This is a genomic window from Terrabacter terrigena, assembly GCF_042676085.1.
GTDB classification, from domain to species: Bacteria; Actinomycetota; Actinomycetes; order Actinomycetales; family Dermatophilaceae; genus Terrabacter; species Terrabacter terrigena.
This window is the reverse complement of record NZ_JBHTKH010000002.1, coordinates 1-23,487: the sequence shown is the minus strand read 5'-3', so window position 1 is coordinate 23,487 and position 23,487 is coordinate 1. Positions and strand designations below refer to the sequence as shown.

Here is a 23,487-nt window from a genome sequence, read left to right as displayed (position 1 = left end):
CTGTGCCTTCGGCTGACGGGGCCGACCCGGCGCCACCTCCTTCTGTCGTGGCGCCGGGTCGTGGGGAAGACCGAGGGGAAAGGTCAGTTCACCGTGGCCTGGTACGTGAGGATCTCGGTGCCGTTGCCCTCTTCGCCGTTGTCGGGTGCGACGCGCATGGTGAGCGTGTTGCCGTCGGCCGTCATCTTGAAGGGGTTGCGCGTGGCGACGTGACCACCCGTGGACCACTTCTGGAAGGGGATCTCGCGGGTGACCTGCTCGGAGTCGAGGTCGATCATCGCGACTCCACCGAGCTCGTACGTGGCGGTGGCGCCTCCCGCGCTCGGAGCCTGCGGCAGGTTGGTGACTCCCGAGCAGAGCATCTTGCTGTTGGGGACGTACTGGCAGTCCTGGTAGTCGATGAAGAAGCTGGGGTTGTCCCACGTCTTGAGCTGGGTGCCCTTGAGGTTCCACTCGGCGAAGCGACGCGACCCCCAGGTGTTGCCGACGAGGTGCCCGGTCTGCTTGTCCATCACGATGCCGCCGAAGTGGTCCTTGACCTCGAACTGCTTGTGGACGTCCAGGCTCTGCGCGTCGACGCGGTAGATGATGGCGCTCGAGTTCGGGCGGTACTGGGCGACCGGGACCCAGACGTTCGTGCCGTCGAAGTCGATGCCGCCGGGGTGGTACATGTCGCCCTCGCCCAGGGTGATGTCCTTCTGCAGGTGGCCCTGCAGATCCATGACGAACAGGTGCCCGATGCCCTTGCCCGGGGTGCGGTCGTAGCCGCCCTGCGGCGTCGGGTACTTCACCGTGGGCTCGGTGATCTGGACGGCGGAGAGGAAGATGTGCTCGGGCGTGAAGGCGATGCCTTCCGTGTGGTACGTCGGGAAGTCGAGCTTGAGCTTGGACTTCAGCTGCCAGTCGGTGCTGCGCGTGACCTTGCCGAAGGCGTCGGCAAGGGCGGTGTCGGTGGTGTGGCTGTCAGCCCGCTCGATCGTGTGGGCGGTGGCCACGGCGGCGCCGGTAAGGGTCACGGCAACGGCAGCGGTCAGCGCGTACACCTGGGTACGGATGCGCTTCATGGGAACCTCTCGGGATTGGTAGGGCCCTGTCGCCGAGCGACGCTAAGCAGGTGGGGTGAACGTCAGGGGGTCATCAGCCCGATGACGTCTGAACGGATGTGGGCGCCACGCGGGTCTGCGCAGGGACCGAGAAGCTCCGTCCTGCCGACGTCCCTTGTCGGGAACGGATGCGCGGCCGGGGCGCATGATGGAGGTATGGACGTTCAGCTGCTGTATTTCGATGGCTGCCCGAACTGGCTCGTCGCGGAGGAGAGGCTTCGCGACGCACTTGCAGTGGCGGGTCGCGGTGACGCACGCATCAGCCGTGTGCTCGTCGAAACGCCACAGGAGGCTGAGCAGCTCGGTTTCATCGGCTCGCCCACGATCCTGCTGGACGGCCGCGACCCGTTCGCCACCGGGACCGAGCGGCCGGCGCTGGCCTGTCGCGTCTTCACGACGCCGGAGGGCCGGGCGGGCTCGCCAACCGTCGAACAGCTGGTTGAGGCCTTGTCATGAGGCGCGCGTTCGGACTGGCAGTCGGGCTCTACCTGTCGGCGGCTGTTGTCGGGCTCGTCAGAGAGCGGATGGGTCTCGTCACCTGCGGCTGTGCCGAGGACTGCTGGTGTCGCCGTCCTGGGCTGCGCGTGTTCCGATGGGTCTTCCCTCGTGGTCACAAGAGTGCCTGGACGAGTCGGGGCAAGGCAGACCTCGCCTTCTGACGCGCTCAGCCGAGCCTGGCTCGTGGCGTCGGCTCGAGAACCCGCCAGGCGAAGCCGCCAAGGCGTGTGGTGCCCCCGGCAGGATTCGAACATGCGACATCCGCTTAGGAGTCCGACGGATGCCTGGTTGTCGGAAAGGGTTGTGCTCCAAGGGTTTCCATGCTGGTCGGCGTCGGAGGTCGTCTGCTGCTCCGGTGCGGGTACCTGCCGGGCACCTCAATGACCCTCTGACTGGTGCCGGACGCCGCGGCGCTCGCCGGCGCTGCAAGGACTGGTTTGGGAAGGGCGAGGCGGTCCGTTGGGCTCGCGCTGCATCGGGGACTGCATCGGTCGACCAGCCGAGAACTGGCACCACCCGCTCTATGCCGGGGCGGGTCGCTCCGCGCTGCTCGTCCACTTCGATTCGGGAGCAGCTGCGCTGAGCGCCGTGGGACCCTCAGACATGGGACGACACCTCGGATCGGCATGAGCGAGTTCTGGGCGGCTCTCGGCGGCGCTGTCATAGGTGGCCTGCTCACCGCGGTGACGTCGTGGCGTCTGCTCAAGGCACAGTGGCAGCGAGAAGACGACAGGCAACGTGAGCAAGCCATTTGGGACGAGTTCGAGAAGATCCACGAAGCCCTCAAGGGGGTCAGTCTCGGCGAATCCTGGATGGACCGAAAGGTCCTTGTGGGTCTGCAGATCCACCTGGGCCGACTGGGGAACTTGGTCGAGTTCAAGCACCCTGCGCTGTTCCAGGTCATCGATGAAGTCGTGACGAAGCTCAATAGCGAGCAGAGGGCTACGTGGGTGGAGGGTGTGAACGACCTCATTCACCTCAGCCTCAACTGGATTCGAGACCCCAAGACCTTCGGGCGCAGCGATCTCTGACTGGGCTTGACCCGGGCCATCACGCACCGCCCTGACCGGGTATGTGCTGGTCGGCGTCTCGGGCCTGAGCACGTCGCTGAGAGATCAGGAGGCAGCGCGCTCCGCGGCACGAGGGTACGTCTTCGGTACGTACTGAACCCGGCGTCTCAGGCGTCTCAGGCGTTCGAGCTGGAGGGTTCGTGGACACTCCGGTCCGCGCTCGCGCGCCACTGCTCGGCTCCCGCAACCGTCCGACGCGACTGACCGTGCCCTCCGTGCCAGTCCAGGACCATGACCGTGGCGTCATCGGCCAGGGCCTGACGGCAGTGCTCCAGCATCAGGCCGGTCAGGCGGCGACTGGCCTCTCGTGGGTGCAGGGTGCGCGTGCGGGCGATCTCGGCACGCAGGTCGAACGATGCGGCGTTGCGTTCGAGCATGCCGTCGGTGACCAGGACGAGCCGGTCTCGGGGGCGGAGCGCGAGGTCGGTGCACCGGTAGCGCGTCTCGGGGAACATTCCCAGCGGGATGTCGGCGTCGAGCGTGACGGCCGCGACGGCGCCGTCACGCCACAGGTACGGAGCGACGTGCCCGGCGTTGATGAGGGCGAGCCTGCCTGACATGAGGTCGAGCCGGCCCAGGAGCCCGGTGGCGAAGTTCTCGGCGCCGTTGGCGGCCGCGTGCTCGCACAGGGCCAGGTTTGCGGTGCTCGCCTGATCGGTGAGCGAGCCGCCCCTGCGGCGGGTGTTCCGCAGGCTCCCCACGCACAGGGTGGCGGTCAAGGCGCTCGGCACCCCGTGGCCCATGGAGTCGGTCAGAGACAGGTGCAGCACGTCGCGGCCCAGAGAGTAGTCGAAGGTGTCGCCGCCGACAGACGCTGAGGGCTCCAACCATGCCGCGAGGGTGAAGGCTCCTGCCTCACAGCTGAACGCGGGTGGGAGAAGTCGTCGTTGGATCTCGGCCGGCAACGAGAACAGGGCGCTGCGCTCCGCGCGCTCGAACAGGTCCGTGTGTCGCCGGTTCGCGAGGATGACGAAGGCCAGAACGTGCGCGATCCGGACGATCTCGCTGAGCGCAGGCGCATCCGGGTCTCCAGGCAGTGAGATCTGGAGGAGGCCGAGCACCTCGCCTCGCTCGGTGACAGGGGCGAGAACCACACAGCCCGAGGGCTCGTCGGCGCGTGGCCGCGCAGCCGGAAACACCTGCACGGTCTGCGTCCGCAGCGCTGCCTCGACCGGGCCACCAGCGGTGATCGGGACTGCCACCGACTGCTCCCCGTTGTCGAGCCGCAGCAGCCCCTCTTCGCCGCCGAGCCCCTGGAGCGCCAGGGCGGAGTCCGAGGACCCGTGGGACATGCGCACTAGGGCACCACCGGCCATGTCGGCGATGAGGAAGAAGGCGGTGGAGGCGGCCAGCCGGCGAGTCAGTGTGGCGGTCACTGCCTCGACGGCGTCAAGCGGTGACGCGTTCTCCGCGGCGTCGAGCACGTCTGCAAGGAGATCGTCGGAGGCGCGGATCTGCTCCATCACAGCACCCTACGGCGGGGCCTCGCCGCGCGATGGCACTTTCGGCGTCGCACCGGCAGCCGGCCCGGGCCGGCGTTCCGGCTGAGCCTGCCCTCGAGGCTCTCGCGGCGCTTGACCTTCACGACGCGCAAATACGCTAAACCCGTCGCAGGAGCGGATCGCGGCAGCTGAGTGCACGTCTGCGATGCAGCCAAGGACAAGCCGCTGCCCCGGTGACGGCGACGAAGTCAGTCGGCCGCCCGCGTTGGATCGCCGTCATCCCATGAGGATGCTGCGACCTGTCGAAGATGTTCGAGGTATCCCGTTAGCACTCCGAGGATTTCTTCGCCGTGGAGGTCGGAGGTGACGCGAACACTCCATCCTGTCTCGCCGTCAGGTTCGTTCAGTTTCACGAATGCGAGCAAGTCTGCAGGCGAAGTCCCTTCCGGCAAGTGCGGGATCCTGAGGCTGGCAAGAACCGCCTCGACGGGCGCAGACCTGTGGTGCCCCCGGCAGGATTCGAACCTGCGACACCCGCTTTAGGAGTCCGACGAGCACCGATCAACTCCTCGCATGTCCTTGTGCCGCAAAGCTTTTGCTGCTGCTTCATGCCGGTTGTTTGCGGCATCTCTCGACACTGCGGGTACCCGGTGGGTACCTCAACCTTTCCCCGGGAGCGCGTGCCATTCATGCCCGGCGACGTACACCAACCGACGGGACGTCACCTCGGCGCGCTCGAGGTGAATGAGCTTGACGAGGCGGGACTGTCATTCGACTAGGGTTCCGATCGCGGAACAGTCGAGGCTGCTGCCCGGGGGAGCGGGCGACTTGATGGTCACGTGGAGCCGACCTCTGCGTGTTTGTCGAGGCCGCTGTGGCGTACTCGACTCGGACCGCAGGAACGGAATCTCACGAGGAGATCGACGCCGCGCCAGTTCATGCTCTGCGCAGCACCGCCCCGCCCTGGCTGTCGAACGCGGTCGTGCAGGAAGGGTGGCGGGACTGTGCCGGGGTCACTGGCAGCTAGCGCAGGACGTCCTCCGCGCCGACGCTCGCGGCCAATTCCGCGCGTGTGGGGAGACCCTCGCAATCACCGGGCACCGTGACGGCGTAGGCGCCAGCGGCGATGGCGGTGGTTAGCCGCCGGGCCGCCGGCTCTCCTGCCAGCCGCTCCGCCAGATAGCCGGCCACGAAAGCGTCGCCGGCGCCCACGGGATCGACCTCCCGCACGGCGAGCGCGGGAAGGTCGTAGGGATAGCCGTCGATGACTGCACTGCAGCCTCGCGCACCGTCCTTGATGACGGCCTCTGACGGGCCCAACTCGCACAACCCTTCGGCCAGAGTGTGACGCGGTGCTGTGGAGTCTCCCCCCAACACCATCGCGGCCTCCGTCGGTCCGGCGAAGACGATGTCTGCCGCGGATGCCAGCCGGCGGAGAACCGGCACCGCGCTCTCGTGATCCCACAATTTGCTGCGGTAGTTGACGTCGAAGGAAATCGTCACCCCGGCCTCGCGCGCCGTCGCCACCGCCCGGAACACGGTGTCGCAGGCGGCCTCGCTCAGCGCGGGCGTGATCCCCGTGAGGTGGAGGACTCCGGCCTGCTCCACCTCAACGACGGGGATGTCCGCCTCCGTGATCCTGGAACCGGCACTGCCCCTGCGGTGGTAGTCCACATGAGTCCGTCCGGCGGACCGCTCGTACCTGACCATCAGACCGGTGAAGCCGTCGTCCCGCGTCACCAGGGCCCGCACCCCCTCGGCGGCAAGCCGGAAGGCGATGAGGTCACCGACGGCATCCCTTCCCACCCGGCCGAACCATGTCGTGGGAACGCCCAGCCGTGCCGCGCCGATCGCGACGTTGGACTCCGCGCCACCGACGGAAAATCCGAAGCGTCGGGCGAAGTGGAACGGCCCCGTCTCCTCGGCGGTGACCAGGCCCATGGCCTCGCCGAACGTGACGAGGGTGGCCGTGGTCATGCGCGTTCTCTGACGCCGGCCACCTGGGCAACCGCTTCGTCGGCACGCCGCCGCAACTCCACCAGGCTCCCGCCGTTCAGTGCGTCGCCGGTGAGTGAGGAGCCGAGGCCGACGGTCTCCGCCCCGGCGCGCAGCCACGTACCGACGTCGCCAGGGCCGATGCCGCCCGTAGGCATGATCCGGAGTCCAGGCAGCGGCTCGCGCAGGCTGCGCACGTATCCAGGGCCGAACACCGAGGCGGGAAAGAGCTTAATCAGCGCGGCCCCGGCGCGCGCCGCCGTCGCGAACTCCGTGGGCGTCAAGGCCGCTGGGTAGCACGGGACGCCTGCCCCCACGCACTGCTCGAGGACATCTGGGACGAAGGCGGGAGAGACGACGAATGCTGCGCCCGCGTCGATGCAGCGCGACGCATCGTCCGCGGTGATCACGGAGCCTGCGCCGACACACACGTTGCTCGCGAATCGGCGAGCGATGTTCTCGATGGCCAGGGTCGCCTGCGGCGTCGTCAGCGTCACCTCGATAGCGGTGATGCCTGCATCGACAAGAACCTCGACGATCGGCAGGAAGTAATCAGCTGAGGCGGCGCGGAGAACCGCCACGACCCCGGACTCGACGATCGCTTCGGTCGTGGGATCGAGCGAACCGCCCGGATCCTGGTTGTTCACGTGCATGACAGCTCCACGAGTTCGATGGGAGAGGGGGGATGGTCAGTGGCCGATCTGGTGTTGGCGTCCGGCCCAGAACCCGCTTCGGACCTCGCGCCGCAGCAGCTTTCCCGCGCTGTTCTTCGGTAGGGCCTCGACGAAGTGGACCGACGTGGGCTTCTTGTAGCCGGCCAGGTGCTCCCGGCAGACCTCGATGACCCGCTCTGCGCTCAGGCTCTGGCCGCCCTTCAGGGCGACGACCGCGGTGACGGTCTCGCCCCACCTGCCGTCCGGGGCGCCGACGACGACGACCTCGTGCACCTCGGGCAGCGTCTCGATCACGCGCTCCACCTCGCCGGGGTAGACGTTGTAGCCGCCGGTGACGATGACGTCGCGCTTGCGGTCGACCAGGAACAGATAGCCGTCCTCGTCGAGGTAACCGACGTCCCCGGTGCGTAGCCACCCGTCCGAGGTGAGGACCTCGGCCGTCTCCGTGGGCCTGGCCCAGTAGCCCGCCATGACGGTGTCGCCACGGACGAGGAGCTCACCAGCAACCCCTGGAGCCGCCTCGTCGCCCTCGTCAGAGACGACGCGGATGTCGACGAACGAGGACGGGTGCCCCGCGGACGACAGCCGCGCCGGAAGCCCTTGGTCTGGACTGCTCCGGTGCTCCTCGGGAGTCAGTGCGGCCAGCGGCACGAGCGCCTCGCTCAAGCCATAGACCTGAACGAGCATGTCCCCGAACAGCGACTGGGCGCGCTGCAGCAACCCCGGTGCGACCGCCGAACCCCCGTAGGGTAGCGCCCGCAGCGAGGACAGGTCGTAGCTGCCCTCGGCGGCCGCCTCCACAAGACTCGTCAGCATCGTGGGCACGAGCGGCAGCACCGTTACTCCGAGCTCCGATACCGCGCGGAGCACCTCCGCGGGTTCGAAGCGGGGCAACATCGCCGTCGCCGCTCCTCTGGAGTAGCAGGCGGTGCCGATCGAGCCGCTGAGGTGGGCCATCGGACCGACGTGCAGGATGACGTCGGCGTCTCCGATGGGCGGGAGCTCCGTCAATAGGCCGACGACCATGGCGGTCCAGTTCGCGTGCCGCAGCATGGCGGCCTTCGGGAGGCCCGTCGTCCCGGACGTGTAGAGCAGCGCAGCGAGGTCCTCCGGTCCCGGTGGTGGGATCACCGGCGGCGCGGCGGGGGCCGAGGCGAGCAGCGCTTCGTAGCTCAGTGCGCCGTCGACACCGACGGCCCCGATCGTGACGATGGTCGCCCCGAGCGGGGCGTCCCCGGCGGCCCTCAGGAGTGCGGTGCCGAGCTCCGGCGAGGTGACGACGACCGTCGCCGAGCAGTCCTCGACGATGCCGAGCACCTCGGTCGGGTGCAGCCGCGGAGACAGTGCCGCCCGGACAAAGCCGGCGAGGAAGACCGCCTGCTCGACCTCGACGAACTCCGGCCGGTTCTCGAGCCAGAGAACGACGCGGTCGCCGGGACGGGCGCCCAGACCGGCGAGCGCATGCGCCACTTTGTGCACCCGCGTCTGCAGCTCGGCGAAGGTGGTGACACGGCCCGGCTGCACGATGGCCGGCCGGGTCGCGAAAGTGCGGTAACCGCGGGCGACGACCGCCCCCATGCTCGTGCCCACGTCAGGCGGGGGGAGCCGCGACCAGCAGCGGATCTGTGCTCCCCAGCGACGGAGGCACCTCCAGGCGTCCGTCCACTCGCCGCGGGACGTCGACGACGTCGTCCCGCAGTTCGGACGGCAGCAGCTCCGAAGGAGCGTCCTGCCACGTGACCGGCCTAAGGAAGCGGCGTACGGCCGTCGCACCGACGGACGTGTGCTGCGAGTTGGTGGACGGCCACGGTCCGCCGTGGTGCTGCGCCCAGGACACCGCCACGCCGGTTGGGAAACCGTCGAAGACCAGGCGGCCGGTCCGCTGCCGGAGGGCGTCGCTCAGGCGAGCCGGCAGCTCCGTCTCCTGACCGCCCCGGTGGATGGTCGCCGTCAGGGACGACGGCAGCCCCGCCACGGACGAGAGCAGCTGTTCCGCCGAGGAGTAGCGGACCACCACGGTCACGGGCCCGAAGCACTCCTCAGTCACCTCGGTGGGAAGGGGGCCGGCCGGCGCGGTTAGCAGGGTGGGCACGGCCTCGAAGCCCTCTCCCGTCCCGTCCTGGCCGCGCGCCAGGAGCTCCACGCCCGGCGCGGTCCGGAGCCGGTCAATCGCCTTCTCAAACCCCGCCGTGATGCCGCCGTTGAGCAGTACCTGGGCACCCCGCTGCGCGGTGGCCTCAGTCATGGCATCGACGAGGGCATCGCCCGCTGCGCCGGACGGCACGAGGACCAGCCCGGGCTTGGTGCAGAACTGCCCGGCCCCGAGCGTGTACGAGTCCACGAGCCCTCGGCCCAGCTCGGTAGCACGCTGCTCGGCGGCCGCCGGGGTGACGACCACGGGGTTCAGGCTGCTCAGCTCGCCGAAGAACGGAATTGGGTCGGGGCGCCCCTCGATGATCCGGACGAGGGCTTGTGCGGCCCCGAGGGACCCGGTGAATCCGACCGCACGTACGGCGGGATGGGCCACCAGGGCGGCACCGGCCTCGAAGCCGTGGACGAGGGCGATGGTTCCCTCCGGCGCCGACGCGGCGGCGGCCGCCGCCCGGAGGACCTGGAAGCACAGCTGCGACGTCGCAGGGTGCGAGGGGTGCGCCTTGACGATCACCGGGCAGCCGACGGCCAGCGCCGCGGCCGTGTCACCGCCCGGGACGGAGAAGGCGAGCGGGAAGTTGCTCGCGCCGAAGACGGCCACCGGACCGATGGGGACCAGCATGCGGCGCAGGTCGGGGCGCGGACCCATTCCCGTCGTCCCCGCGTGGTCGATCGCCGCCTCGAGGTAGGCACCCTCGTCGAGTACCTGGGCGAACATGCGTAGCTGGAAGCAGGTCCTGGTCAGTTCACCGTTCAACCGGGTGGCACCCAGTGCGGTCTCCCGGTCGGCGAGCCGCACGACCGCGTCCCGCTGCCCCTCCAGAGCGTCCGCCATCCCGCGCAGGAGACGGCTGCGCCCTCCGCGGCCCAACTGCTCCAGGGGGCCGGCCGCGGCGGCGGCCGCGCCGCAGATCGCCGCCAGTTGCGCCGGCTCGGTCTCTCGGGCCACCACCTCGACGACCTGACCCGTCGTCGGATCGATGCTGGGGACGTCGGTCATCGCACACTCCCGATGTGGCGGTCCTCCGCGAGGGGGCAGGCACGTGCGGGGTTGTCAGCGGCCGCCACGACCCACCGCATGTCGTCCCGCCCGCCGGCGACCCGGCTCTTGAGAACGCCGAGCTCGTCGATCTCGATCCGCACGGTGTCGCCGGGCACCAGGGTGAACGGCAGGTCCGGCACCAGGCTGGTGCCGGTGGAGAGGACGGCTCCCTCGGGGAAGCTCTCCTCGCGCACCAGGAACGAGGCGAGGTCGTCCAGGTTGCGCCGAAGCTCCGCGGTGCTCGCCTGCCCGTCCCACACGACATCCCCGGACCGCTCGATGCTCATCCGGATCGTCAGCGCGTACGGGTCGGCGAGCTCCCAGGCCGGGCGGATGGCTGGTCCCACCGCGCAGCCACCCAGGTACACCTTGGCCTGCGGCAGGTACAGGGGGTTCATGCCCTCGATGCTGCGTGAGCTGACGTCGTTGCAGATGGTGTAGCCGACGGTCTCACCGTGGGCATTGAGCACCAAGGCCAGCTCCGGCTCGGGGACGTTGATCTCCGAGTCCCCGCGGACCGAGATCTGCTCGCCGTGGCCGGTCACGCGCCAGGCCACCGACTTGAAGAAGAGCTCGGGCCGCTCGGCGTCGTAGACGAGCTCGTACACGTCGGCGGCCCGGTCGCTCTCCTGGACACGGGCCTCCCGGGACCGCCGGTAGGTGACGCCGGCCGCCCACACCTCCATGAGCGAGTCCACGGGCGGCAGCAGCCGCACGTCGGCTCGGCCGATCGCCGGCCCGCCGCCCGTTCCCTCGCACCGTGCGCGGATGTCGCTCAGCGGCAGTCGGAGGAGCTTTCCCAGGGAGCTGACGTCGTCGAGCGGGGTGATCCGGCCGTTGCTGTCGACGCCGACGGCGGCCCCGCCGTGCGGGTCGACGTAACGCGTGATGTGCATGGTCACGAGCCTTCCTGTGAAGCCCAGCGGGGGGGCAAGGGGGCCCCGCGCATGCCGACCTCGAGGCGCGTCAGGTGCCACCGGCCGAGGTTCGCGGAGATCAGGTCGGTGCCGTGGAACGCGATGTTCGTGGGGTGCGCAAGCATGTGCGCGCTGACGTCTTCGCCGAGCACGTGCACCTGCTTGGCGTGGTCGACCGCGAGGATGTGGCTCGGCTGGTAGCAGCCGACGATCAGGGTTCCGTCCTCGGCCACCGCGAGACCGTCAGGGTACGAGCCGGGGAGTGTGACGAACTCTGCCTTCTCGCCGGCCGATCCGTCCGCCCGGACGTCGATGGCCGAGATCAGGTTGCTGAATGTCTCCACCACGTAGAGCAGCGTGCCGTCCGGGTTGAAGGCCAGGCCGTTGGCGAAGTCGAAGGGACCCGGGTGCCAGAGCTCTCCGCTGCCGTCCGGCTCGAAGGCGAGGATCCCCGACCCCGGAACGCCCATCTCACCGCTGTCGGAGACGAACAGCCGCCCGTCGGCGTGGAACGCCGGGAAGTTGGGGGTGCGGAACCGGTGGCCGGGAACCCCGTCGGCGAACACGGACAACACCCCAGAGGCGGTGTCGAGCTTGAAGACCGATGCGTACTTCTGGTCGCAGACGAACAGGTCACCGTGGGTGTCGAAAGCCATGCCCAGGCAGAAGCCCCCGGTGCTGGCGACGACCTCGCGGTGGCTCCCGTCGGCGGTGATCCGGTAGATCTGGCCGAGTTCGCCGCCGCACCAGATGTTGCCGTCAGCATCGACCGCGACGCCTTCCGGATGGGACAGCCGTGGCTCGGTGAGGGCGCCGTCGACCAGGACGCTCATGGGCACGTGCTCGTTCACTCGGAAACCTCATTCACCGTGGAAGGATGGATCACGCTTCTCCAGGAAGGCGGCCACACCCTCGCGGCCGTCCTCCGTCCGGAAGAGTGCGGACAGAGCTTGGTACTCGAGCGTCAGGCCAGTGTCGAGCGGGACCTCGGCGCCCGTGTCGACGATCCGCTTGGCCGCTTGCACGGCCAGGGGAGCGTTGCGTGCGATCTCGTCGGCCGTTTCCAGGGCCGCTTTCAGGAGTTCCTCCGGCTCGCACACGCGCGAGACGACGCCGCGGGTGCGCATCTCCTCCGCGCCGTAAAAGCGGCCAGTCGCGATGGCCTCCTTGGCGAAGCGCGTGCCGGCCACCCGCGCCAGCCGCTGCGTGCCGCCGCCACCGGGGATCAGCCCCAGCTTGACCTCGGGCAGGCCGAACTTGGCGCGCGCGGAGGCGAAGATGACGTCGCAGCACAGCGCGAGTTCCATGCCGCCTCCGAGCGCATAGCCGTTGACCGCCGCCACGGTGAACTGCGGCAGGTTCGCCAGCGCGCCGAACGTCGAGCGGCTAAGGCGCTGGTACTCGTCGAAGACAGCGGACGACGCGTTGCCGTACTCGGCAACGTCGGCGCCGGCGACAAAGCCGCGGCCGGTTCCGGTCAGCACCAGCACCCGGACGCTCGGATCCATCTGCAGTTCCGCGAAGTACTCCCCGAGTCTCGTCACGAGGCTGCGGGACAGGGCGCCGAGCGCCTCCTCGCGATCGATTCGCAGGACCGCGACGCCGTCGTGGCGCTCCTCGACCAGGTGCTCGTGGATTCGGGCGGTAGTCACAGCGAACCCGCCTCGCGCAGCCGCTCCAGCTCGTCCTCGTCCAGTACCTCGCCGAGCACCTCGGCGGTGTGCTCGCCGACGGTCGGCGGGCGCAGTCGCTGGCGCCACGGGGTTTCGGAGAGAGTGATCGGGCACCCGACGAGCTGCACCGGACGGCCGGAGCTGTGCTCGATGTCGACGATCATCGGGGAACCGTCCGCCACCAGCTCGTCGACCGCGTCCTTCATCGTGCGGACCGGGGCCGCCCACAGCCCCGCGGCGAGCAGTCCGGCGAGCCAGTCGTCGGTGCTGCGGTGGGGCGTCAACTCGTCTAGCCGACGCTTGATCGCGTCACGATCCGACCAAGGGTCCTGGTCGGCGATCGTGGCGTCGTCGAACACCTCCGCGACCGCCGAGAGGTCGCCCATCGCCAGGGCGATCCAGCCGTCGGATGCCCGATAAATGCCGAATGGCGCCGACAGCCAGGGCTGTGCGATGCCGGCCGCGGATCGGGTGAACTCGATGCCGTGGTTCACCATGGCAGAGATCTCCTGGGTGAGGATCGCCATAGTGGCGTGGTAGAGGTCCACCTCCACCCGCTGGCCGATCCCGTGCCGCGCCCGTGCCAGCAGGGCGGCGAGGATGCCGTTGGCCAGCGTGAGCGCTCCTGTCGCGTCGCAGATAGACGTGCCGGCGGCGACGGGAGGGTCACCGGCCGAGCCCGTGTTGAGCGCCAGGCCGGTGGCGGCCTGGATGAGCAGGTCCTGACCTGGCCGGTTCATCTGCGCGTACTTGGTGCGCTGACCCCAGCCCGACCCCGAGCAGTAGATGATGTCGGGCCGGACGCGACGGAAGTCCTCGTAGCCCAGGCCGAGGCGGTCCATGACCCCGGGGCGGAAGTTCTCCACGACCACGTCGCATGTGCGGGCTAACTTCAGTAGAGCGTCCCGAGCGTCGGCGGACTTCAGGTCGATCGCCACGGACCGCTTGTTTCGGTTCATCGCGATGAAGGCGGCCGAGTCGCCGTCGACGAGTTTTCCGGCGAAGGTTAGACCGCGCTCCCACTCTCCGACCTTCGGGCGCTCGACCTTGATGACGTCAGCACCGAGGTCGGCCAAAATCTGTGTGGCGAAGGGCCCCAGCATCATCTGCGTGAAGTCCAGGACCCGGATCCCGTCGAGGGCCAACGGGGTGTCGGTGGCCGGTAGTTCTGCCGTCGTCATCGGGTGAGCTCCTTGTCGCGTGCGATGGCCAGCAGCCGGTTGAGGTCGTCATGGATCGCGTCGGGTGCGGCTCCGATCCGCAGAGCCTGTACCAGCGCGAGGCCGGCAGCCTCCTGGTAGGCCGGCCACCACGCGTCGCGGGGACGGAGGTGCGAGGACTCGATCGTGCTGCGCGTCCCGGAGAAGAAACCCCCAACCACTGCGTCGGCCTCCGGATCCACCCACACTGCGCGGCTGGACGGTTGGCCCCCCGCGGGAAGGACGACGTCGCGCTGGGTTTCGGTCCCGCTCATCCAAGCAGCGAACGCCGCGGCGTCGGAGGGGTGCCCGCTGAACGCGCTTACCGCCAGGCCGGCGCCCCCGAGCACGGCCGCCGGCCGGTCCCCGAAGGCTGGTGGAGCGCCGAACGAGAGCCGCCGGCCGCGAGCGGTGGGGCGCTGGTAGTTGGTGTAGCCGAACAGCAATGGCGAGTACAGCGGCACGTCGTCCGCGCGTCCGGTGGACATGAGATCCAGGAGCTGCGGCGGGTTCATCAGGAACGACCGGGGATCGGCCAGGCCGGCGAGCTCGCGCAGGGTCGCGATCGCCTCGACCGGCCACATCTCCTCGGCGTCCGCGGCGTCGCAGGCGCGCAGGTCTGCCGACATGGACACCAGCGACAGCACCGCGTCGGACGGGTAGAGCGGGATGGCGACGGAACCCGGGACGCGTCGCGCCAGGTCCAGCAGTTCGGCCCAGCTCTTCGGGACGGGGCTGACGTGGCTCAGCCTGCGCTCGTCCATGACCGCCACCTGGCAGGCAGCATCTACGGCAGTGGCCCACTGCCGCTCCTGCCAGACGTAGGACTCCTGGCTGTTCCCGATGGAGCCCGCCGTCAGGGCGGCCAGCACCTCCGCGTCCAGCAGGTTCTCGAGCGGGATCACCGCCTGCGTGTCCGCGACGGTGCCCACCATGGGGTGGTCGACGAAGAGCAGGTCGGCTGTGGACGCGATCTCGGTCACCGGCTGGTCGTTGAAGGCGGCCAGAGGGCGCGCCCCCACCTCGATGCGGACCTCCGGGTGGATGCGCTGCCATGCGGCGGCGGCGGCCCGAACGGGGTCGACGCACCGGGGGTGGTCCCAGCAGAGGACGCGCAGTTCCACGCCGCCGTTGCCGTCGCCGCCCATCAGTTCGCCCGCCCGGTGGGACCCAGCACGGCCAGGCCGCCGTCGACCCGCAGGCACACCCCGGTGACGAACGACGAGTCGTCGGAGACGAGGAACGCGGCCGCCGCGCCGACCTCTTGTGGTTGCCCGAAGCGGTGCAGGGCGTGCGAGGAGTTCCAGTCGTCGATGAGGGCCTGGGGGTCCGGGGCCGTCCGGAAGATCTCCTCGTTCATCGGCGTCATGATCGTGCCGGGTGCCAGGCAGTTGACCCGGATGCCTTCGGCTCCGTACTCGACGGCCGCCTGCTGCGTGAGCGCGATGATGCCGCCCTTGGTGGCGGCGTAACCCGCCCAGCCCGGGAAGCCGACGAGGGCCTGGACGCTGGCCATGTTGACGATGGAACCGCCGCCGGCCGCGCGGAGGTGGGGGATCGCGTACTTGATGCCGGCCCAGACGCCCTTCAGGTTGACCGCCACCACGCGGTCCCAGTCATCCTCGGAGATGCCGTCGGCACTGCCCGGGAGGGCGACGCCGGCGTTATTCACGATCGCGTCCAGCCGGCCGAACCGTCGGGCAGCCTCATCGACGAACGCAGACACCTCCGCGGTGCTCGCGACGTCCACGCGACCACCGAACGCTTCGGCGCCCTGGCCGGACAGACGTGTGGCAACGCGCCCGGCGGCGTCCGCGTCAATGTCGGCCACCGCGACGCGGGCACCCTCCTCGGCTAGCCGGATGGCGATGGCCTCGCCGATCCCCGCGCCACCTCCGGTCACGATGCACGACTTCCCGCTAAGCCTGCCCACGCACTACCTCCCAAGCGGCCGCTCTCGACCAGAGAATCGATTTCCCATAGTCTGGCTATTGACGGAGCCGGGTGTCAAGCAGGCAGGGGAGCCTGCCATCCTGTTACGGGGAAGGTGGGCATGGCGACGATCAAGGACGTAGCGCAGCGGGCCGGAGTGGCGCCTTCCATCGTTTCCCGGCTGATGAACGGCGACCCTACGGTGCGCGTGAGGCCGGAGACGCGATTGCGGGTCGAGGCCGCCGCGCGTGCTCTGAACTACACGCCAAACCGGGCCGCGCGGGCACTTCGCGGTGCCCGGGTGGGAGCGATCGGAGTGGCGCTGCGGCATCTGACGAGCCCCGTGTATGCGCAGATCTTCAGCGGTGCAGAAGCAGAGGCGCGGCGCGCGGACCTGCTCCTGGTCGCCGTCGAGGTGGACGCGCTGGGCGCTGACCCCGGCGTCTTCCAGCGCTTCGTCCGCGGTGGCGCCATCGACGGCCTGCTGCTGCAGAGGGACGGTGTCCCCGGCGACGAGGTAGTGATGGCGAACCTCCTCGACACGAAGTTGCCGTTCGTCATCGTGAACGAGCGGGTGTCGGCCCCTCTGTCGGGGGTCGCGCTCGACGACGCCCGAGCGGCCGAGCTCGCGACGGGCCATCTCCTGGCCCTGGGCCACCGTCACATCGCCCATCTCGCCATCGGCGGAGACACCCGCCGTTCCGACGACCGGCAGGAGGGCTGGCGGCGTGCGCTCGAGCACATGGGTGTGCCCGCCCTCGATGAGCTGGTGCAGGTCGGCGGTGGCCGACCGGAGACCGGGTACGCGGGGATGATGCAGCTCCTGGCGAACCCCACGCGCCCCACGGCAGTGGTGGCCGGGACGCTGCTGTCGGCGATCGGTGCGCTCAGCGCGCTGCGCGACGCAGGTCTGCGGGTGCCCGAGGACGTCTCCCTGATCGCCCACCACGACTCCTGGGTCGCGCAGTACGCCAGTCCACCGCTGACGACGGTCCGCCTTCCACTTGAGCAGTTGGGAGGTCGGGCTGTGCGTCTGCTCATCGACCAGCTCGAGGGCGCCCCCGCCCGCCAGGAGTTGCTTGCGTTTCCCGAACCGGAGATCGTGCCGCGCGGCTCCACGTCGCCACCCGGTCCATCCAGAGGAGGTCGACATTGAGGCTTTTCGGTCGCGACTGCACGCCTGACCAGGTCCGCAGTCGAGTCGGTCAGATGGAACAGGTGGCGTCCTCGACGTTGCTCACCGAGGACGAGGGTCCGGCGCGGGGGATGCGCCGGCTCGTCGTCCGCTGCGGGGAGCTGTCCTTCGACGTGTTCCCGGATCGGGCCATGGACATCGGCGCGCTGTCGTTTCGTGGGATCCCGCTCGCCTGGACGTCGCCGGCCGGACTGCGCGCACCGGCGCACCGGAGCGACTCTCCGATGGGCTGGCTCGACACGTTTTCGGGCGGCCTCATCGCAACCTGCGGTCTTGACACCTTCGGGTCGCCCTCGGAGACCGGCGGGCAGAGCTTCGCGTTGCACGGTTCCATCGGCACCCAGCAGGCCACGCACGTCAATCAGGATGCGTCGTGGACCGAGGACGGCGACTACGAGATCCGCCTGTCCGGGCGCGTCCGTCAGGGCCGGCTCTTCGGCGAGTCCATGGAGCTGTGCCGCACCATCCGGTGCCGTCTAGGCAGCGCACGGGTCGACGTGCACGACGTCGTGACCAACCTGGGCCCTCTCGAGCAGCCCCACATGGTCCTGTACCACCTCAATCTCGGGTGGCCGCTGGTCGATGACGTGGCCACCCTCGAGATTCCGACCGAGGAGGTCATCGCCCGCGACGCCGAGGCCAGCGCAGGGATGGGGCACTGGCACGCCTTCCAGGACCCGGTCCTGCCCTTCCCCGAGCAGGTGTTCCGTCATCGCCTTCCCTCGGCGACCCCGGTCGAGGTGTCCATCGCCAATCCCCGGCTGGGGATCGAGCTTGCCGTGGCGTTCCACACCGACCAACTGCCGCACCTGTTCCAGTGGAAGTTGCTGGCCTCGGGTGCCTACGTCCTAGGGCTGGAGCCGGCGAACTCCCCCGCCATCGAGGGGCGGGCCACCGCGCGGGAGTGGGGAGCGCTGCCCACCCTCGCTCCCGGCGAGAGCCGACACTACGACCTCTCCTTCCGCGTACGTCATCGGTAGCTGTCGGCCGACAGCGCCCCCTCCCGTCTGGCCGACGCGGACGCCAGAGGCGGGTCATCTCGAAAGCGCAGCGTGATGGTTGACACATGGCAAACCGGGTGTGTAAATAGGTGAATCGTTTCTCCACCAAGTGACAATGAGGTCCTCGGACCGGGAGGTTCATGTGAGCAGGTTCAAGAACGCAGCAGGGTTCCAGCGCCCCGCTGCGGCCGTAGCGGCGCTGCTGGCGGCCGGCACACTCGTGGCCGCGTGTGGGAACTCCGGTTCCTCGAGCGCGTCGGGCTCCAAGGTCATCACGGTCTGGGACCAGGAGCAGTCCGCGAAAAACATCGCCGATGGCTACCAGAGCGTCGTCAAGCAGTTCGAGCAGGCGCACCCCGGCGTCACGGTGAAGGTCCAGACGTTCCCCTTCGCCCAGTACCGCGACAAGATGCTCGTGGCCATGAAGGGTGGCACCGGGCCGGATGTCATGACCCTGGATGAGGTCTGGACCCCGGAATTCGCTGCCGCGGGCCTGATCACTCCTCTCGACGACCGCGTTCAGGCGTCGAAGCAGATCCACCCGGCCGACTTCTTCTCCGGCGCTTGGAAGTCCACCCAGTACCAGGGCAAGACCTGGGCCGTTCCCCTGAACTTCGACGTCTGGGAGGAGATGTACTACAACGCGGACATGTTCCGGGCCGCAGGCCTGGACCCGAACAAGCCGCCGACCACCTGGTCGGAGTGGAACGCGGCCGCGGCCAAACTGACCAAGTCGCCGAACCAGTTCGGCATCAGCCTGATCGGCTCCAAGGACGAGAGCTCCTCGGTGATGACCGACTCCCTGCTGTTCTCCAACGGCGGCCAGATCCTCAGCGGCTCTGACAAGGTGGACTTCGATTCGCCCGAGAACGTGGCGGCCTACCAGGAGTACCAGACCCTGCTGAAGTCCGCCCCGCAAGGCACCTCGGGAACCGCCGAGTCCGACGCGGTGAACCAGTTCACCGCCGGCAAGGCCGCGATGATCCTCGACGGATCGTGGCAGCAGGACACGATGAAGACCTCGGCCAAGTTCGACTGGCGGATCGCGCTGCCACCGGCGCCTGACGGCAAGAAGTTCGTGGGGGCGCTGGGCGGCTGGAACCTCGCCGTCAACGCCAAGAGCGACAATGCGGACCTGGCCTACCAGTTCATCGAGATGCTGAGTCAGCCGAAGAACGAGACCGCGGTGAACTCTCTGATCCCGGCGCTCAAGTCTGCGGGCGAGCAGTTCGTCCAGGCGAACCGCAAGCAGCCCGACGTCATCCTCTCCGCCCTGAACAGTGGCCTGCCGCGACCCGCCTCGCCGGTGTACCCGCAGCTCTCCGAAGTCCAGCAGTCGACCCTGCAGGCGATCATCGGTGGGAAGGACCCGCAGAGCGCGCTCAAGGATGGGGCCCAGCAGATGAACCAGGTCATCGCGAACAACAAGTAGCAGGGCGCTGGGGTGGCCGGTGCGCGCGCCGCGCACCGGCCACGCCGGCCCGACGTTAGGACAGCGAACTTGACCGTCACACCGACCGTGACACCGACCGGGGACGTCGCGCCCCAGGTCCCACCCGCGACTCGGCAGAAGCAGACCCGCGAATCCTTGCTGCGCATCGTCTGCGTCGTGCCGCCCCTGGCCCTGCTGGGCGCGCTGGTTCTCTACCCGCTGCTCTCAGCGGTGTACCTCAGCTTCACCAAAAGCTCGTTCATCAACCCGGACGCGCAGTGGATCGGGCTCGGCAACTACTCGACGATCATCGGCTCGTCGACGTTCGTCCGGGTCGTCGTCAACTCGCTGACCTGGACCGTGGCCGTCGTCGTCCTGCAGTTCGTGCTCGGCCTGGCGAGTGCGATCCTGCTGTCCCAGAACTTCCGCGGACGGCTGGTCATGCGCTCTTTCGTGATCGTGCCGTGGATCATGCCGGGCATCATCGCGGGCGTGCTCTGGAAGCTGCTCTACGACCCCTACCTCGGGCCGGTCAACGCGATCGGCCAGTCGCTCGGCATCGTGCACGGCAACCCCGCGTGGTTGGGACAGGCGGGCACCGCCTTGGCCGCGGTGACTATGGCCGCCATCTGGAAGGGGTTCCCCCTATCGACCGTCATGTACATGGCGGCCTACCAGGGCGTTCCCGAGGAGCTCCGGGAAGCCGCCCGGATCGACGGCGCGGGCAAGTGGGGGACGTTCCTGCACGTGACCCTCCCCGCAATGGCGCCCACGATCCGCACCACCCTGCTCCTCACCACCGTCTGGACCTTCAACTACTTCGATCTCATCTACGTGATGACCGCCGGCGGTCCGGGCGACTCAACCGAGATCTTCCCGACCTTCATTTACCGCGAGGCCTTCCAGAACGTCCGGTACGGCGTCGCGGGTGCCTATGGGGTGATCTCGGTGCTCCTTCTATCGATCTTCACGGTCGTCTACCTTCGCCAGCTCAACAAGTCTGGGGGGCTCGACTGATGGCCTACAACGCACGCCGCAGCCGCCTGCTGGGCCGGGGAGGGACCTACCTCGGGGTCGTGGCGCTTGCCGCCTTCGTGTTGGGCCCGGTGGTCTGGCTCGTGACGACGTCGCTCAAGCCGCGCAGCGAGGTCTTCGCGAGTCCGCCACGGCTGCTGCCGTCGCATTTGACCTTCCAGAACTACGGCGACGTGCTGACCTCGGACACGCTGCAGTTCTTCGTCAACAGCGTCATCGTGTGCCTCGGCACCACCGTCATGTGCGTGCTCCTGTCGCTGCTCGCCTGCTACACGCTGACCCGTACCGGCAGCCGCGGGCGCAAGCCGATCCTCATCGGGGTCTTGGCCTCACAACTGTTGCCCCAGGCGGTGCTCCTCGTCCCGCTCTACAAGGCCGCCGACACCATGGGCCTGCTCAACAGCAGATTCGGCCTGATGGTGGCCTACCTCACCTTCACGCTGCCGGTGGCCATCTGGCTGCTCCGCGGCTTCCTCATGGCGATCCCTTTCGACCTCGAGGAAGCCGCGCGGATCGACGGCCTGAGCGAGTTCGCGGCGTACTGGCGGGTCATCGTGCCGTTGTCCCGGCCGGGGATCGCGGCGGTGGCCATCTACGTGTTCTTCATGGCCTGGCAGGACTTCATGTACGCGCTGGTGTTCCTGACCGACGACTCGAAGCGAACGCTCCCGCTCGGCGTGCTGAGCCTGATCGGCTCCCACACGATCGAGTGGGGCCAGCTGATGGCGGTCTCGACGCTGCTCCTCATCCCGATCCTCCTCGTGTTCTCGTTCGCCCAGCGGTACTTCATCGCGGGCATCACAGCGGGGGCCGTCAAGGGCTGACGCCCTGGCGCGCTCGCGCCGACTCCCTTCCGACCTCCCGCCTCGCCATCCCCTGGAGAACCGTTCCATGCACCTCATGCGCATCGGCGCCCCTGGCGCCGAGAAGCCCGTCGCTCGTCTCGATGACGAGCACTACGTCGACATGTCGGACCTGACGAGGGACTTCGACGAAGAGTTCTTCGGCAGCGGCGGACTGGATCGCATCCGCCCCATCGTGGCCGAGCGCGCGGCGGGGGGAGACGTATCCGCATTCGCCGGCGAGCGCGTCGGCGCGCCGATCGCGCGCCCGCACCAGATCCTCTGCATCGGGCTGAACTACCGCGACCATGCGACGGAGACCCGGCAGGCGGTCCCCGACGAGCCGATCCTGTTCACCAAGTCGCCGAACACGCTGATCGGGCCGAACGACGACGTGCGAATCCCGCGCGCCTCGACCAAGACCGACTGGGAGGTCGAACTCGGCGTCGTCATCGGGCGGCGCACGAGCTACCTGAACTCCTTGGAGGAGGCGCGTGAGGCGATAGCCGGCTTCGTCGTCGTCAACGATGTCAGCGAGCGGGCCTTCCAGAACGAGCGCGGCGGCCAGTGGAGCAAGGGCAAGTCCGCCGAGACCTTCAACCCGGCCGGGCCGTGGCTGGTCACCCCGGACGAGATCGCCGACCTCCTCGCTCTGGACATGTGGCTCGACGTCAACGGCGAGCGCAGGCAGACCGGCAGCACGAAGACGATGATCTTCGACCCCTATTTCATCGTGCACTACCTGAGTCAGTTCCTCGTCCTCGAGCCGGGCGACCTGCTCAACACCGGCACCCCGCCGGGCGTCGGCATGGGCTTCGTCCCACCCATCTGGCTACAGCCGGGTGACGTGATGGAGCTCGGCATCGAGGGCCTGGGGTCGCAGCGGCAGAACGTGCTCGGGCCCCGGTGAGCGCCGTGCCCGCGCGTAGCGAACTCGACGGGCTCGTCGCCCTGGTCACCGGTGGGGCCAGCGGGATCGGAGCGGCGACCGCCCGGCTGCTCCAGGCCCGGGGCGCGCGGGTCGCCGTCCTGGACCGCACCCTGGACGGCGTCCCCGAGGGTGCCTTGTCCGTGCCGTGCGACGTCACCGACGCCGGTCAGGTCGACGATGCGGTCGCGACCGTCATCGACCGCCTCGGCGCCCTCGACGTCGTGGCGAACAACGCCGGCATCGGAGCCGTCGGCGACATCGCCGGCAATGACGACGCGGAGTGGGCCCGCGTCCTTGACGTCAACGTCACCGGCATCGCGCGGGTGACCCGTGCGGCGTTGCCGCATCTCCGGCGGTCGGACAATGCCGCCGTGGTGAACACGTGTTCTGCCGTGGCCTTCGTGGGCGTGCGGCAGCGCGCTCTCTACAGCGCCAGCAAGGGCGCCGTCCTCGCGCTGACGATGGCGATGGCCGCCGATCACGTCGGGGAGGGCATCCGCGTGAACGCCGTTGCGCCCGGGACCGCTGAAACCCCTTGGGTCACCCGGCTGCTGGCCGCCGCAGACAACCCGGATGCCGCTGCGGAGGCGTTGCGCGGCCGGCAACCGCTAGGCCGGCTCGTCACCGCGGAGGAAGTCGCGGAGGCCATCGTGTTCCTCTGCTCACCGCAGGCCGGCTCCACGACGGGTGCCGTGCTTCGAGTCGACGGGGGCATGACCACCTTGCGCGTCTGATGGTCGGCGACGAGTCGGCAGACCAGCGATGAGCTAGCCAAGCGGTCGGCGGCTGGTCTCTTTCGCAGGCTCGTGACGGCGGTGACGTCCGAACAGGCCGCCGTCCTCACCCATCTGGCCGCCGCGGTCTGAACGAGGGCATCACCGCGGTAACCACCACCGCGGCAGAGGTTAGATAAAGCGGACAAGTCAGGCGCCGCGGAGGGACGGCACCAGGGCAGAGGCTTCTGACCTGCAGGCTCGGACCCTCGCTTGGCTAAGGCCCGATCCACGATCGCCATTCCCCGTGACTGCCCGGGGAACCTCTCAGGTACCGCGGCGCCCACGGGACTCTTCAGGAGGCGCTGCCTGAACCACGTCCAGGGTGCGTGACCTGCCAGAACAGTGCCCGGCCGCTGACCCTGACCGCAGATGAGTCCCGCTTTCCAGACCCATGACTCCGTGCCGGGGGAGCGGCCCAGTGCCTCCGACTGTTGCTTGGTGGCTGCGGCTGATTGCGAGAAGTGCCCCCGGCAGGATTCGAACCTGCGACAGCCGCTTTAGGGGCTCTTCCCAGATGAGTGTGGGGTCATAGGTTCAGGCCGCCTGCGATGAGGAGCATGCGCAGCCTGTAGTTCTCGA

General features: G+C 69.0%; 21 protein-coding genes. 9 read left to right on the top strand and 12 right to left on the bottom strand.

The features are described from left to right. Positions 1–83: 83 nt before the first annotated feature. Positions 84–1,064, bottom strand: coding sequence for a DUF6454 family protein (locus tag ACFQ2V_RS04360; protein WP_386051090.1), 981 nt, complete (start codon positions 1,062–1,064; stop codon positions 84–86). Between the two features lie 195 nt (positions 1,065–1,259). On the opposite strand from ACFQ2V_RS04360, the gene ACFQ2V_RS04355 reads away from it, so the two are divergent. Together ACFQ2V_RS04355 and ACFQ2V_RS04350 are read left to right on the top strand one after the other, a co-directional pair. Continuing rightward, entirely contained in the window at positions 1,260–1,559 is a 300-nt protein-coding gene (locus ACFQ2V_RS04355; RefSeq protein WP_386051088.1) for a thioredoxin family protein, read from the top strand. Positions 1,560–2,227: 668 nt separating this feature from the next. Then, a complete protein-coding gene (locus ACFQ2V_RS04350; protein ID WP_386051087.1) occupies positions 2,228–2,632 on the top strand; it encodes a hypothetical protein in 405 nt (134 codons plus the stop codon). A 155-nt stretch (positions 2,633–2,787) separates the two neighbouring features. Here the strand turns inward: ACFQ2V_RS04350 and ACFQ2V_RS04345 are convergent, their stop codons facing one another. The 11 genes from ACFQ2V_RS04345 to ACFQ2V_RS04295 all read right to left on the bottom strand — a co-directional run bounded on the left by ACFQ2V_RS04345 (position 2,788) and on the right by ACFQ2V_RS04295 (position 15,697). Then, positions 2,788–4,134 (bottom strand): PP2C family protein-serine/threonine phosphatase, encoded by a 1,347-nt coding sequence (locus tag ACFQ2V_RS04345; protein ID WP_386051085.1) that lies wholly within the window; start codon positions 4,132–4,134, stop codon positions 2,788–2,790. 1,002 nt (positions 4,135–5,136) lie between these two features. Further along, positions 5,137–6,090, bottom strand: coding sequence for a sugar kinase (locus tag ACFQ2V_RS04340; RefSeq protein ID WP_386051083.1), 954 nt, complete (start codon positions 6,088–6,090; stop codon positions 5,137–5,139). Next, positions 6,087–6,761 carry a bifunctional 4-hydroxy-2-oxoglutarate aldolase/2-dehydro-3-deoxy-phosphogluconate aldolase gene (locus ACFQ2V_RS04335; RefSeq protein WP_386051081.1) on the bottom strand — a complete coding sequence of 225 codons (675 nt, stop codon included), beginning with the start codon at positions 6,759–6,761 and terminating at the stop codon, positions 6,087–6,089. The genes ACFQ2V_RS04340 and ACFQ2V_RS04335 overlap by 4 nt, the downstream gene beginning before the upstream one ends. A gap of 36 nt (positions 6,762–6,797) precedes the next feature. Further along, a complete protein-coding gene (locus tag ACFQ2V_RS04330) occupies positions 6,798–8,372 on the bottom strand; it encodes a class I adenylate-forming enzyme family protein (RefSeq protein ID WP_386051080.1) in 1,575 nt (524 codons plus the stop codon). Between the two features lies 1 nt (position 8,373). Beyond that, positions 8,374–9,933: an aldehyde dehydrogenase (NADP(+)) gene (locus ACFQ2V_RS04325; protein ID WP_386051078.1), complete on the bottom strand. Its 1,560-nt coding sequence runs from the start codon at positions 9,931–9,933 to the stop codon at positions 8,374–8,376. After that, positions 9,930–10,871, bottom strand: a complete 942-nt coding sequence (locus tag ACFQ2V_RS04320; RefSeq protein ID WP_386051615.1) for a fumarylacetoacetate hydrolase family protein — start codon at positions 10,869–10,871, stop codon at positions 9,930–9,932. Before ACFQ2V_RS04320 ends, ACFQ2V_RS04325 begins: the two co-directional genes overlap by 4 nt. A 2-nt stretch (positions 10,872–10,873) precedes the next feature. Further along, on the bottom strand, positions 10,874–11,725 hold the full coding sequence (locus ACFQ2V_RS04315) for an SMP-30/gluconolactonase/LRE family protein (protein WP_386051076.1): 852 nt from the start codon (positions 11,723–11,725) through the stop codon (positions 10,874–10,876). Positions 11,726–11,752: 27 nt separating this feature from the next. Further along, a complete protein-coding gene (locus ACFQ2V_RS04310; protein ID WP_386051075.1) occupies positions 11,753–12,544 on the bottom strand; it encodes an enoyl-CoA hydratase/isomerase family protein in 792 nt (263 codons plus the stop codon). Beyond that, positions 12,541–13,746, bottom strand: coding sequence for a CaiB/BaiF CoA transferase family protein (locus tag ACFQ2V_RS04305; RefSeq protein WP_386051073.1), 1,206 nt, complete (start codon positions 13,744–13,746; stop codon positions 12,541–12,543). Before ACFQ2V_RS04305 ends, ACFQ2V_RS04310 begins: the two co-directional genes overlap by 4 nt. Continuing rightward, a complete protein-coding gene (locus ACFQ2V_RS04300) occupies positions 13,743–14,912 on the bottom strand; it encodes an extracellular solute-binding protein (RefSeq protein ID WP_386051071.1) in 1,170 nt (389 codons plus the stop codon). The genes ACFQ2V_RS04305 and ACFQ2V_RS04300 overlap by 4 nt, the downstream gene beginning before the upstream one ends. Beyond that, positions 14,912–15,697, bottom strand: a complete 786-nt coding sequence (locus tag ACFQ2V_RS04295) for an SDR family NAD(P)-dependent oxidoreductase (RefSeq protein WP_386051069.1) — start codon at positions 15,695–15,697, stop codon at positions 14,912–14,914. Before ACFQ2V_RS04295 ends, ACFQ2V_RS04300 begins: the two co-directional genes overlap by 1 nt. A 120-nt stretch (positions 15,698–15,817) precedes the next feature. Here ACFQ2V_RS04295 and ACFQ2V_RS04290 point away from each other — a divergent pair, with 120 nt between their 5' ends. The 7 genes from ACFQ2V_RS04290 (at position 15,818) to ACFQ2V_RS04260 (ending at position 22,866) form a co-directional block, all read left to right on the top strand. After that, on the top strand, positions 15,818–16,852 hold the full coding sequence (locus ACFQ2V_RS04290; RefSeq protein ID WP_386051067.1) for a LacI family DNA-binding transcriptional regulator: 1,035 nt from the start codon (positions 15,818–15,820) through the stop codon (positions 16,850–16,852). A gap of 53 nt (positions 16,853–16,905) precedes the next feature. Further along, the gene (locus ACFQ2V_RS04285; protein WP_386051065.1) at positions 16,906–17,871 is read left to right on the top strand and encodes an aldose 1-epimerase family protein; all 966 of its coding nucleotides are present in this window, start codon (positions 16,906–16,908) and stop codon (positions 17,869–17,871) included. 163 nt (positions 17,872–18,034) lie between these two features. After that, complete coding sequence (locus ACFQ2V_RS04280; RefSeq protein WP_386051064.1) at positions 18,035–19,324, top strand: ABC transporter substrate-binding protein; 1,290 nt, start codon at positions 18,035–18,037, stop codon at positions 19,322–19,324. A 69-nt stretch (positions 19,325–19,393) separates the two neighbouring features. Further along, positions 19,394–20,341 carry a carbohydrate ABC transporter permease gene (locus ACFQ2V_RS04275; RefSeq protein ID WP_386051062.1) on the top strand — a complete coding sequence of 316 codons (948 nt, stop codon included), beginning with the start codon at positions 19,394–19,396 and terminating at the stop codon, positions 20,339–20,341. Continuing rightward, on the top strand, positions 20,341–21,183 hold the full coding sequence (locus ACFQ2V_RS04270) for a carbohydrate ABC transporter permease (protein ID WP_386051060.1): 843 nt from the start codon (positions 20,341–20,343) through the stop codon (positions 21,181–21,183). The genes ACFQ2V_RS04275 and ACFQ2V_RS04270 overlap by 1 nt, the downstream gene beginning before the upstream one ends. A gap of 67 nt (positions 21,184–21,250) precedes the next feature. After that, the gene (locus ACFQ2V_RS04265; RefSeq protein ID WP_386051058.1) at positions 21,251–22,111 is read left to right on the top strand and encodes a fumarylacetoacetate hydrolase family protein; all 861 of its coding nucleotides are present in this window, start codon (positions 21,251–21,253) and stop codon (positions 22,109–22,111) included. Then, complete coding sequence (locus ACFQ2V_RS04260) at positions 22,108–22,866, top strand: SDR family NAD(P)-dependent oxidoreductase (RefSeq protein WP_386051056.1); 759 nt, start codon at positions 22,108–22,110, stop codon at positions 22,864–22,866. Before ACFQ2V_RS04265 ends, ACFQ2V_RS04260 begins: the two co-directional genes overlap by 4 nt. Positions 22,867–23,487 lie beyond the last annotated feature (621 nt).

Excerpts from the sequence above, each read along its gene's own strand:
- ACFQ2V_RS04360 (WP_386051090.1), bottom strand. The coding sequence starts at position 1,064 with ATGAAGCGCATCCGTACCCAGGTGTACGCGCTGACCGCTGCCGTTGCC.
- ACFQ2V_RS04355 (WP_386051088.1), top strand. The coding sequence starts at position 1,260 with ATGGACGTTCAGCTGCTGTATTTCGATGGCTGCCCGAACTGGCTCGTC.
- ACFQ2V_RS04350 (WP_386051087.1), top strand. The coding sequence starts at position 2,228 with ATGAGCGAGTTCTGGGCGGCTCTCGGCGGCGCTGTCATAGGTGGCCTG.
- ACFQ2V_RS04345 (WP_386051085.1), bottom strand. The coding sequence starts at position 4,134 with ATGGAGCAGATCCGCGCCTCCGACGATCTCCTTGCAGACGTGCTCGAC.
- ACFQ2V_RS04340 (WP_386051083.1), bottom strand. The coding sequence starts at position 6,090 with ATGACCACGGCCACCCTCGTCACGTTCGGCGAGGCCATGGGCCTGGTC.
- ACFQ2V_RS04335 (WP_386051081.1), bottom strand. The coding sequence starts at position 6,761 with ATGCACGTGAACAACCAGGATCCGGGCGGTTCGCTCGATCCCACGACC.
- ACFQ2V_RS04325 (WP_386051078.1), bottom strand. The coding sequence starts at position 9,933 with ATGACCGACGTCCCCAGCATCGATCCGACGACGGGTCAGGTCGTCGAG.
- ACFQ2V_RS04320 (WP_386051615.1), bottom strand. The coding sequence starts at position 10,871 with ATGCACATCACGCGTTACGTCGACCCGCACGGCGGGGCCGCCGTCGGC.
- ACFQ2V_RS04315 (WP_386051076.1), bottom strand. The coding sequence starts at position 11,725 with ATGAGCGTCCTGGTCGACGGCGCCCTCACCGAGCCACGGCTGTCCCAT.
- ACFQ2V_RS04305 (WP_386051073.1), bottom strand. The coding sequence starts at position 13,746 with ATGACGACGGCAGAACTACCGGCCACCGACACCCCGTTGGCCCTCGAC.
- ACFQ2V_RS04300 (WP_386051071.1), bottom strand. The coding sequence starts at position 14,912 with ATGGGCGGCGACGGCAACGGCGGCGTGGAACTGCGCGTCCTCTGCTGG.
- ACFQ2V_RS04290 (WP_386051067.1), top strand. The coding sequence starts at position 15,818 with ATGGCGACGATCAAGGACGTAGCGCAGCGGGCCGGAGTGGCGCCTTCC.
- ACFQ2V_RS04285 (WP_386051065.1), top strand. The coding sequence starts at position 16,906 with ATGGAACAGGTGGCGTCCTCGACGTTGCTCACCGAGGACGAGGGTCCG.
- ACFQ2V_RS04270 (WP_386051060.1), top strand. The coding sequence starts at position 20,341 with ATGGCCTACAACGCACGCCGCAGCCGCCTGCTGGGCCGGGGAGGGACC.
- ACFQ2V_RS04265 (WP_386051058.1), top strand. The coding sequence starts at position 21,251 with ATGCACCTCATGCGCATCGGCGCCCCTGGCGCCGAGAAGCCCGTCGCT.